At 50.3% G+C, this 10,751-nt stretch carries 10 protein-coding genes; 8 read left to right on the top strand and 2 right to left on the bottom strand.

Annotation, left to right across the window (positions count from 1 at the left end; all coding sequences use genetic code 11):
* The first annotated feature begins 98 nt into the window (after window positions 1-98).
* Window positions 99-1,370, top strand: coding sequence for a methyl-accepting chemotaxis protein (locus GJ1_RS08110; RefSeq protein ID WP_066230937.1), 1,272 nt, complete (start codon window positions 99-101; stop codon window positions 1,368-1,370).
* Between the two features lie 400 nt (window positions 1,371-1,770).
* Here GJ1_RS08110 and GJ1_RS08100 read toward each other — a convergent pair whose 3' ends face one another.
* Complete coding sequence (locus GJ1_RS08100) at window positions 1,771-3,438, bottom strand: IS1634 family transposase (protein WP_066230931.1); 1,668 nt, start codon at window positions 3,436-3,438, stop codon at window positions 1,771-1,773.
* A 293-nt stretch (window positions 3,439-3,731) separates the two neighbouring features.
* On the opposite strand from GJ1_RS08100, the gene GJ1_RS08095 reads away from it, so the two are divergent.
* The 5 genes from GJ1_RS08095 (at window position 3,732) to GJ1_RS08075 (ending at window position 7,298) form a co-directional block, all read left to right on the top strand.
* Window positions 3,732-4,091 carry a lmo0954 family membrane protein gene (locus GJ1_RS08095; protein WP_066230928.1) on the top strand — a complete coding sequence of 120 codons (360 nt, stop codon included), beginning with the start codon at window positions 3,732-3,734 and terminating at the stop codon, window positions 4,089-4,091.
* Between the two features lie 27 nt (window positions 4,092-4,118).
* Window positions 4,119-4,742: a PspA/IM30 family protein gene (locus GJ1_RS08090; protein WP_174520107.1), complete on the top strand. Its 624-nt coding sequence runs from the start codon at window positions 4,119-4,121 to the stop codon at window positions 4,740-4,742.
* A 168-nt stretch (window positions 4,743-4,910) separates the two neighbouring features.
* The gene (liaF, locus tag GJ1_RS08085) at window positions 4,911-5,642 is read left to right on the top strand and encodes a cell wall-active antibiotics response protein LiaF (RefSeq protein WP_066230922.1); all 732 of its coding nucleotides are present in this window, start codon (window positions 4,911-4,913) and stop codon (window positions 5,640-5,642) included.
* On the top strand, window positions 5,639-6,691 hold the full coding sequence (locus GJ1_RS08080) for a sensor histidine kinase (RefSeq protein WP_066230920.1): 1,053 nt from the start codon (window positions 5,639-5,641) through the stop codon (window positions 6,689-6,691). Before liaF ends, GJ1_RS08080 begins: the two co-directional genes overlap by 4 nt.
* Complete coding sequence (locus tag GJ1_RS08075; protein WP_066230917.1) at window positions 6,666-7,298, top strand: response regulator transcription factor; 633 nt, start codon at window positions 6,666-6,668, stop codon at window positions 7,296-7,298. The genes GJ1_RS08080 and GJ1_RS08075 overlap by 26 nt, the downstream gene beginning before the upstream one ends.
* A gap of 161 nt (window positions 7,299-7,459) precedes the next feature.
* Here the strand turns inward: GJ1_RS08075 and GJ1_RS08070 are convergent, their stop codons facing one another.
* Window positions 7,460-7,894, bottom strand: coding sequence for a hypothetical protein (locus tag GJ1_RS08070; RefSeq protein WP_066230915.1), 435 nt, complete (start codon window positions 7,892-7,894; stop codon window positions 7,460-7,462).
* A 192-nt stretch (window positions 7,895-8,086) separates the two neighbouring features.
* Here GJ1_RS08070 and GJ1_RS08065 point away from each other — a divergent pair, with 192 nt between their 5' ends.
* Both GJ1_RS08065 and GJ1_RS08060 read left to right on the top strand, forming a co-directional pair.
* Window positions 8,087-9,544, top strand: coding sequence for a protein adenylyltransferase SelO (locus GJ1_RS08065; protein ID WP_066230949.1), 1,458 nt, complete (start codon window positions 8,087-8,089; stop codon window positions 9,542-9,544).
* A gap of 105 nt (window positions 9,545-9,649) precedes the next feature.
* Window positions 9,650-9,940, top strand: coding sequence for a hypothetical protein (locus GJ1_RS08060; RefSeq protein WP_066230913.1), 291 nt, complete (start codon window positions 9,650-9,652; stop codon window positions 9,938-9,940).
* Window positions 9,941-10,751: the final 811 nt, after the last annotated feature.

Below are 10,751 nucleotides of genomic sequence, written 5' to 3'. Positions count from 1 at the left end.
CACGCTGAGGCTCAACTAGCACCACGGGTTTAACAAGATTTTTTCGTAATGAATTTGAGCACTACTCTTGTTATTTAAAAATTGAGGGAGGCATAAGGATGAAAAGTTTACGCTTGAAAATATTAAGTGCTGCATTGCTATCTAATTTATTTTTAATAGCGGTTTGTACATTCACGATCTTCGAACTTTATCAAATGAATACAGAAGCAACAGATGTATTGAAGTCTTTTCTTATTACTGTGTGTATTATTGCCGTTATTGCGAGTGTAGGTGTGGCACTTTGGATCGCTAATACAATTGTTAACCCCATTTTCGAAGTGGTTGATCGAATGAAAATGGTTGCATCGGGAGATTTGTCTGCAAAACTTCTTGAAGTAAAATCTAAGGATGAGATTAGTCATTTAGCAGTAGCTATGAATGAAATGATCATTCAATTGAGAACAGTTGTTGGGGATGTAAGAAGCACGGCTGAAAAAGTAGCGGATTCTGCTGAACATTTAGATACCAGCGCTAATCAAACAACATCGGTGACTGAACAAGTAGCTAGTGCTATGCAACGAGTAGCTGCTGGTGCAGAGTCTCAAATATCAAACATCGAAAAAAATGTAGAATCCTTAGAAGCAGTCGCTCAAGGAATTATAAGAGTCAAAGAGAGTTCTATGGAAATAACAGAATTAGCGAAAGAAGCTAGTTTACAAGCTGAGGAAGGCGGAGAGTACGTTAAATTGACAGTAGAACAGATGAACAAAATTCATAAGTTAGTAAAGCAAAGTGATGAGACGATAAAACTATTAGCTGAGCGCTCATTAGAGATAGGAAAAATTTTAGAAGTCATCAAGGCAATTGCTGATCAAACAGATATCTTAGCGCTTAATGCTACGATCGAATCAGCAAGAGCAGGAGAGTATGGAAGAGGGTTTGCTGTCGTCGCGAGTGAAGTTAGAAAATTAGCAGAGCAATCCCAAACCTCAGCGAGGCAAATAGAAGAATTGATAGAGAAAGTTCAACAGGGGACAGCGGAATCTGTTGAATATATGAACCAAGTCACAGAGAATGTAGAACAAGGATTTGAAATCACCACTAAAACGGCGCAACGCTTCTTGGAAATCGTTGATAACATGAAGAAAATAGCCCCTCAAATAGAAGAAATATCAGCTGTTACTCAACAAATTTCAGCTAGTGCCCAACAAGTTACTGCTGCTGCTCATCAACTTTCACAAGTTGCAAGGGAAAATGCTGCAGTTTCTGAGGAGGTTGCTGCTTCGTCCAAAGAGCAGTTAGCTTATATGGAAGAAGTCACATCTTCAGCACGTGGGTTGATACAAATGGCAAAAGAGTTAAGGGAGTCGGTTCAGAAATTCACTTTGTGAGTAAAATTTTAATTTATATCTTAAGCGAGGATTGTTGGTGAAAGGGGGAAGGGGTGTTGAGTTTGATGGAACGAGATCTAGAATTGTTGATAGAGAGGCGTTCGTTTACACATGTGTTTCAACCTATTTTTCATTTAGGAAACCAGCAGATTATAGCGTATGAAAGTTTACTTATATCTCACATTTCGCACCCTCCCGACGAAAATCGGGAGGATTTTTTCATCCCGATGTCGAATAGGTCCTTGATACATAAGGCAAGCAAAGGAGTTTTCACACCATGGACGTTCGAATTCGTGCGATTTATGAAACCCGAGTTCGACAGCGACTAGGTAAACAAAATGCCTCTAATCCCTTGATACAAAAGGGACAAGAGGCATTTGGGCATACTTCGGGCGTGTATCTAGGTGCGAGGATGGATGCCTAGGATCTTCGGAGGAGGCTCCAGCCCTAGAGCCGCAAAGAGCTGCGCTTGTTTGGCCGTCAGTTCGGTTCGTTGATAAAGGTCTCCGTTTTTGGAAGAAAAATGTCCAAGCATGAGACGTTCGCATTCGTCCCTTACTTTCGGCCATGATTCATGGGTTCGAATCTCCACGATCCGAACGAGCAGGAGAGCGAGCCAACTGAGCAGCACGTGCGCCCGAATGCGGTCTTCCAAGCGATGATACATCGGGCGCAGCTCAAGTGTCGATTTCAACGTTCGAAAGGCCTGCTCGATATCCACCAACTGCTTATACCCTATGGCGACATCCTCGGCAGACAAGGTGTCATCGGATGTGCGGATGAGATATTTGCCGTCATACTTTTCGGCATCACGAACCGCCTGCTTGTCGATGCGAAGAGTCCCGTCCTTCAACTGGCGCAAGTATTTTCCATAGGAAGGATGGGAACGCAATCGACAGGCAGCCTTCTGATAGGCTTCGTTGGGGAGTTGGCGAAGCCCCTCCAACTCCTCTTTGAGTGATTCGAGCAGCGTTTCCCGCTCCTTGCGCTGGCGTTCGGCTTCGCGGGGATTGTACACGAGAACATAGCGCTGGCGTGCTTCTCCGTCTCCCACGGTGATTTCCTTGATATGCAAGTTCTCTTGGACTTGTTGGCAACGCCCGCGACGACTCAACGCCTCTTCGACGGAAGCTTTCCCGGATCGCATTTTTTCACCGACAATGTAATGTCCTCCTGCCTGTTGTAAGGTTCGTAAGTTTTCTTCAGATGAAAATCCGCGATCCATGACACTGATGACACGACCAAGCTTCCCGTCGATCAAATCGTGTTTGACTTGTTTGATGACCGTCATGTCCATCGTATTGCCTGGCCATGCCCAAGCGCGAATCGGGACTCCTTCCCGGGTGACGGCCAGCCCAATGACGATTTGGACAAGATCGGGTCGCTTGTCTTTAGAAAATCCCTGCTTTCGAAGCGATTCCCCTTCCGGTGTTTCAGAGGGATCCACTTCGAAGCACGACGAAGTCGTATCAAAGTAAATCAGGTCGACTTCCAAGTTCAATAAATCGGCCACGGCATGGAACACTTGGCGTTCCAATTCCGGTTGCACAGCAAGCAATTCATCCATCGCGCGGTACAACTGGTGGCTGGCGACTTGGGGAAGACGGGGGATATGCACGTCTTTTTCCACCCATTCTTCCATCGCTAACTTGCTTGACGGATGAAGGGCGCGATTCGCCACCATCGCGAAGATGAGCCGTTCCAGCGGAATTTGATGATGCCGCGAGGCAAACAGGGAGTGGAGAATCTCCTTCAATCCCAGTTGGTTCCAAAGTTGATCCAAGAGCCAAACGCCACCGAGGCGTTTGCTTGATTGAAACCGAAAGTTATCGGAAGTGTCTCTTGCCAACGTTTCGACTTCCCAAGCCTGCTCGGGAGAAAGGAATCGCGAAATGCTTTTGGCCAGACGCTCCAAGACAGCGCGATCCACCTCGTCTTCGCGCCCAAACGAATAAATCACCTTCGCTTTCGCATATTTGGCCTTCGGATCCCATTCGTTATGAGCAAGCTGGAGATAGGCAACGGTTGTTCCATCTTTGTTTTTGCGTGTGACTCGTCGTATGTACATGCCTATATTATAAACCATATTTAGCTATTTTAAAAGAGAAAATCAACAAAACGTGTGCCTATGGAATTCGGCGTTTTTTCTAGGATCCACACCGCAAAATCCTTGATTTAACGGCTTTTTGGCCATTTCTATTTGCCTAAAATGGCCTCAAAACTGTCGAACTCGGGCAAGGGAAGCTGGGGCATTATATCTTGGTCAAAAATACGCCTCCAGTCGTAGACAAAATATATCTACAGAACATGAAGGAAAGCAGGTTGTCTGCGGTACGATGGAAGACGAAAGGAGGCAAAAGGATGGCAAAAAAGATCGGACTGTTCGTTGCCGGCGCGGTGGCGTTGGTTGTGCTGCTGTTTCATCTTGGGCCGCTTGTTGGGTTGGCAATCACGCTGGCGGTATTGTACTATGCGTTCAAGAAATGTTTGAAAGCCCCATCGACGTTCGGGAAAATCGTGTGGGCATTGATTGGCTGTGCAGCGTTGGTGGCCAGCGCTTCGAATGTACCGGCGCTTGTGGCGCTTGTCTCGGCGTATGTGCTGTATGTTGTGTATAAAAAATGGAATGGAACGAGAGATGAGCACGCCGTTCCAGAAGCAGACGACCCGTTTGTCAATTTTGAAAAACAATGGGCGGAGCTGCAAAAGCATTATTCATGAAACCAATGAAAAAGGAGCGAATCGATGATGAGTGTGTTCTCACGCTTGAAAACGATCATTGAAGCCGATCTCCATGAATGGCTTGACGAAAAAGAAAAGAAAAACCCTATCGCGCTTCTCAATCACTATTTGCGCCAATGTGAACAGGAAGTCGAGCGGGTGCGGCAGCTGCTCGAGCGCCAATATGTGCTGAAAGAGCAGTTTGCCCGCGAACATCGCGAAGCCGAACAGATGGCGGAAAAGCGAAGCAAGCAGGCGGAGGTGGCGGCGCAAGCTGGGGAAATGGAGCTGGCCGAATTCGCGCGGCGCGAGCAGGCGCAATATGCGGAGCGGGCAGCCCGCTTGAAACAGCTGTTCGAGCAAACGAGCCGCGAGTTGTTTGACTTGGAAGCGAAATACGAAGAGATGAAACACAAGCTGAAAGACATGCAAATGCGGCGCATGGAGCTGATGGGACGGGAAAATGCGGCGCGGGCGCATTACCGGATCCATCGGGTGGTCAACGGGGACGCCGGCCCGGCGCTGGCGGCGTTTGCCGATGCAGAAGTCTACCTTGACCGCCTTGAGCAGCAAGTTCGCTCCGATTATTACCGGAGCACGATCGATGCGCGCATCGCTCAGCTGGAAAAGCAGTTGCAGGAAGGAAAATAACCGGATATGCTAGAAGGTGTCCCAAAAACAATGGGGCACCTTCTTTCATACCTGTATATGCGCATGAAATACGCTCAACAAACAATATGTTGTGCTTTGTTGAGAGGAAAACGAAAACAATCTTTTGAGACAACCTTTTTCATTTTAGACAACAGGGGGGATCCCCGCATGCTCGATCAACGGAAGAAAACCGATTATGTCAGCTGGGCGGTCTTGATCGCACTGTTGCTTTTTTTCATTGAAATTTCGTTTTTCCATCCGGGATTGTTGTTTTCCATTGGATTTTCGGTAGCCTTGCTTTATATTGGGAAAAACGCTTGGCCGCGCAAACGGGGGAAAATTCTTTTTTGGCTTGGCTGCATTGGCCTCGTGTTTCATTTATTTGCGATGATGACCGCCCGGTTTATCGTCATCGCGCTCTTGTTTTCTACTCTTTGGAAATGGTTCCAATCCAAGCAGCAACCGGCTGTCATTCGGCCCGTCATCACCGAAGCGGCTGGCGGCGAAGGGGAAGTGATCAGCCGGCAGCCGCTGTTTCATAATATGCTGTTCGGACGGCAAACGACTCCCGCACATGTGTATGAATGGAATGACGTTAACATTCAAACCGGCATTGGCGATACGGTGATCGATGTAAGCAACACTGTCTTGCCAAAAGGGGAAGCGGTCATTATCGTGCGCGGTTTGATTGGCCATGTGCGCGTGCTTGTCCCGTATGAAGTCGAGACGAAAGTCGTCCATTCGGCCATTTTTGGCGGGGGAACGGTATTGGGGCGAGAAGTGGAACATTTGCTTAATCAAACGTTCATTTATCAGACGCCTTCTTATGAAGCGGCCGAGCGGAAATTGAAAATTGTCACCTCGATGGTGATTGGCCATATTGAGGTGAAACGGCTATGAGCCGGCCGTTGATGGTTTCAGTTTTGTCAGCGTTTATCCTTTTCGTTTTGTTATTCATTTCCTTTCTTTATGCCTTTCCGCTGGGGACATGGACGGAGTTGTGGGACAAAGCGGTGATGGGTGTGCCGTTTTTGCTGTTTGTGTCGGCAGCCAGTTTGTTCGTTGGGGTTGCGAGCGGGCTTGCGTTGGATTTCATTTGGCGCAAGCAGCGGCAGGCGGTCATGCAGGCGCTTGAGCAAATCGAACACGGCGAAATGGGGGAACTCTGTCAGGGAGAGCCGCCGCCGGAACTGCAAGAGCTTTGGCGGCAAATCGAGAAGCTGCAAACGCAATGGCTCGAGCAAACGAAACGCGTTCAAAAATTGGCGGCGGAAAAGGCCGAACAGGAAGAACGACTCGTTGAACGCATTCTTTCCGAAGAACGCACGCGGCTGGCGCGGGAACTGCATGATTCCGTAAGCCAACAATTGTTCGCCGCTTCGATGATGATGTCAGCCGTCATGGAAACGATGCCGCCGGACGATGAACGCCATCGGAAGCAACTGAAAATGGTCGAACAAATGATTCACCAGTCCCAATTGGAAATGCGAGCGTTGCTTCTGCACTTGCGGCCGGTGCAGCTGAAAGGAAAATCGCTCCAAGAAGGGATGAACGAACTGCTTACTGAACTGGCGGGCAAAGTGCCGCTGAAGATGAAATGGAAAATCGAAGACGTTCCGTTGGATAAAGGGGTTGAGGATCATCTGTTCCGCATTTTGCAAGAGTCGCTTTCCAACACGTTGCGCCATGCGAAAGCGCAGTCGTTGGAAGTATTGCTTATCGAACGGGACGGGTTTGCCATTTTGCGCGTCACCGACGATGGCGTCGGCTTTGATGTGGAACGTTCGAAAAGCGGCTCGTACGGGTTGCAGCACATGCATGAGCGGGCGGCGGAAATCGGCGGGGCGTTGAAAATCGTCAGCTTAAAAGGCCAAGGAACGAGGCTGGAAGTGAAAGTGCCGATTGTGTATAGGGGGGATGACCGTGATCAAGGTGCTGCTTGTCGATGACCATGAAATGGTGCGGCTTGGCGTGTCGGCTTATTTATCGGCCCAACCGGATATGGAGGTGATCGGCGAGGCGGAAGACGGAAAAAGGGGAGTTGAGCTCGCTCTCACGTTGCGGCCGGATGTCATTTTGATGGATCTTGTCATGGAGCCGATGGACGGCATTGCGGCGACGCGCGAAATCATCGGCGCGTGGCCGGAGGCGAAAATCATTGTCGTGACGAGTTTTCTCGATGATGAAAAAGTGTTTGCCGCGCTTGAAGCAGGGGCGACGAGCTATTTATTGAAAACATCGAAAGCGAGCGAAATTGCCGACGCCATTCGCGCCACGTTCCACGGGCAATCGGTGTTCGAACCGGAAGTGGCCGGAAAAGTGATGCGAAACTATCGGAAACAGGAAGAGCGCCTGCCGCATGAGCAGCTCACGAGCCGGGAGATGGAAGTGCTTTTGTTGATGGCGCAAGGGAAAACGAATCAAGAAATGGCCGATGAATTGTTCATTTCACTCAAAACGGTGAAAGTGCATGTGAGCAACATCCTCGCCAAACTCGGCGTCCAAGACCGGACGCAAGCGGTCATTTACGCGTTTCGGCATGGATTGGTGAAATGAGGAGTGCTCGAGTGGCGAGGAAGGTGAAAATACGAAAAATCGTCGCTGTGCTCTGTTCATACAAAAACCGCTCCATTTCATTCATGCCGATAAAAAGGTGAAAACGGAGCGGTTTTTTAGCTCGCGGTGGACAGAAAAAATGGCTGGCTAACTGAGAGGAATTACGCTTGTTTGGCCAATTGCCGAAGTTTTCGGTCGTGGTGGAGCACTTTTGTTGTCAACACTTCGACCGAGGCTTGAGTATCTGTCAATTCTTCTTCAAGGTGGTCGATTCGTTCGTTCAGTTGTCTGTTCATCTGTTGCATTTCCTCACGAAGGGAATCGATTTTGGCCTCAAGACGGGTCTCAACAGCGCGGATTTCTGCCCGGAGTTGTTGTCCCATCTCTTGCATTTCATTGCGGAGTTGTTGTCCCATTTCTTGCATCTCGTTGCGGAGTTGCTGCCCCATCTCCTGCATTTCGTGGCGAAGTTGTTGTCCCATTGCGTGTATTTTGGAGTGCAGTTGTTGCTCCATTTCTTCCATTTTTGAGCTGATTTTGTCAGAATGTTGTTCGAGCGCTTGGAGCACGGCTTGAATGATTGTTTTCTCTTCCACTTTTTCTCACCTCCTCACAAGTATTATACAAAGAAACAGGGCGAGAAAGAAAGAGAAAATATGGTGGTTTTCGTCGAACGTTGACGGTTCGGTTTTGGTTTAGGATCGCGCGTTTTCGGTTTATCATGCCGCCCGCTTTGCCGTACAATAAACTCATACAAGGAGTAGGCTTTGGCCGCAAAGGAGATGACGATGTTGGACGCAGGATGGAAGTTTGATAACAGTTATGCGAGGCTGCCGGAGCGCTTTTTCAGCAACGTCCTTCCCACGCCGGTGCGCGCGCCGAAGCTGGCGGTGCTGAATCGAAAGCTGGCGGCAACGCTTGGGCTCGATGAGGAGGCGCTGCGAAGCGACGAAGGGGTGGCGGTGATGGCCGGAAATGAGATTCCGGATGGGGCGGAGCCGATCGCGCAGGCGTATGCCGGGCATCAGTTTGGGTATTTTACCATGCTCGGCGACGGACGGGCGGTGTTGCTTGGCGAGCATATCACCCCAAGCGGCGAGCGGGTGGACATTCAGCTGAAAGGTTCGGGGCGGACGCCGTATTCGCGCGGCGGCGATGGGCGGGCGGCGCTTGGGCCGATGCTGAGGGAGTACATTGTGAGCGAGGCGATGCACGCGCTCGGCATCCCGACGACGCGAAGCTTGGCGGTCGTCACAACGGGGGAGACGATTGTGAGGGAGACGGAATTGCCTGGGGCGGTGTTGACTCGCGTTGCTTCGAGCCATTTGCGCGTCGGGACGTTCCAATACGCTGCGCAATGGGGGACGATAGAGGAGCTGCGCGCGTTGGCCGATTATGCACTCGAGCGCCATTTTCCCGGTTTTGAAGCGGCCGAGAATCGTTATTTGTTTTTGCTTGAACAAGTGATTGAACGTCAGGCCGAACTGATTGCCAAATGGCAGCTTGTCGGCTTTGTCCACGGAGTGATGAACACCGACAATATGACGATTAGCGGGGAAACAATCGACTATGGGCCGTGCGCGTTTATGGACACATATAGCCCGGCGACGGTGTTCAGCTCGATTGATACCGAAGGGCGGTATGCGTACGGCAACCAGCCGTACATCGGGGGCTGGAATTTAGCCCGGTTTGCGGAAAGTTTGTTGCCGCTGCTTGATGAGAATGAAGAAAAAGCGATCGCACTTGCCCAAGAGGCGCTTGATCAATATCCGAAGCGGTACCATCGCTATTGGCTTGAAGGGATGAGGGCGAAACTCGGCCTGACTGAAGAGCAGGAGGGAGATGAGGCGCTGGTGGCGGATTTGTTGCGGATGATGGAGGCGCACTGCGCCGATTACACGAACACGTTCCGGGCGTTGACGTTAGGTGAGTATACGGGGATGGCGCTGTTTGACGCCGCCGAGTTTCGCGAGTGGCACGAGCGATGGCAAACAAGGATCAGTCAAGAATCGGTGTCAAAGGAAGAAGCGTATGAGCGGATGCGCCGCCATAATCCGGCCGTCATTCCGCGCAACCACCGGGTCGAAGAGGCGCTTGCCGCCGCGGTCAACGGCGGCGATTACAGCGTGATGAATCGCCTCCTTCAAGCTCTTTCCGACCCGTACGCCTACTCGCCGGAGCAAGAGGAATACGCCGAACTGCCGCCTCCGTCCGACCAACCGTACCGGACGTTTTGCGGGACGTAATGAAGGGGGCTTTGCGGCTCTTTTTTACTGAGGGCAGTTTGGTTCAACGGTAAAGGTGAAACGAATCTTCCTTTGCATCGTCTGATTCCTATAGAGGTGTTGCCAATGAAGCGAAATGTTCTGCTCTTCGCCGCGGCGGGAATGCTGTTTGTGTGTGCTGCCATCCTCCATCTCAAGCCGTTTGAGTCAGACAAAACGAAAGAGCCAAAGGCATCCACATCGTTTCACCAGCACATCATCATCCGCAATTCGGTCGATGAGCCGCTTTCGCCTAGCGTGAAACAGGCAGGAGCGATGAAACAAAACAGCGAGCCGCAGCAATTGCCCAACGTCAATGTGGCCGATCCGATTGTCATTACGAAAATGCCGTATATTGGAGCAACGAAGGCACATTGATTGGCGTGCATGGGTTTTCAACAACCGAAAAGGGGCCGGGCAGGAGCCCCTTTTTTTTCTTGTACGCCCGGCATGGGTGCGACGCTATAGGGTGAAAGTCCCGAACGGAGGCTGGCGAGCGCCTACCGTTAGCTGAAGGCAAGGGTGTCCACCGTGAGGTGGAATCTGAAGGAAGCTGGAGGCAAACACTCGACCGGAGGTACACGAACCCAATCGAAGGCCGCCACAGTCGGACGAGTTTGCGAAACAAGACGAAGTCCTAAGCCGCCAAGGGGTGTGGAGGTATATTGGGCAGGTGCATGAGTGGAAAGTGTCTACCCTTATCCGGGAAGGCCTGTACGGAATGCCTTCTAATGATGGTAACCAGAACCGAAAGGTTCTGTTGAACGTACAGGAGTCAGCAGAGGCCATAGTACTGGAGTAAGGGACGCCTGAAACAGGAAGGGCCGAACGTCAACTCAGGGATGAATCAGACTCCTTCGAGATGCTGTGCGCGGAAACAGAATTCCCTCTAGATCAGTGGTTCTTCGTGGAAACGAAGGCCCGGCTTTGCAAGATTTCTCAATTTGAAAAACGTTGCTGGAGAGCAGCATTTTCAGTTAAATCACCAGCCCTCTAAAAGGCTGGTGAAAAACAATGATTTCCTTGAGCATTGCCTGTTTTTTCGTTCGACAAAGACCGATTTCATAAGGTTTCTCAATTTCAGAAATCCCCCTGTTCAACCGAGTTTCCTATTAAATCACCAGCCTTCTAGGAACTCGGCTGAGGAAAGATGGGTGAAGCCAGGAGGGCTTCAGTCAGAGGGCTGAGC

It is taken from the genome of Geobacillus jurassicus NBRC 107829, assembly GCF_001544315.1.
Taxonomy (GTDB): domain Bacteria; phylum Bacillota; class Bacilli; order Bacillales; family Anoxybacillaceae; genus Geobacillus; species Geobacillus jurassicus.
Note: the sequence above shows the minus strand (reverse complement) of the source record. Positions and strands in the feature narration are given on the sequence as shown.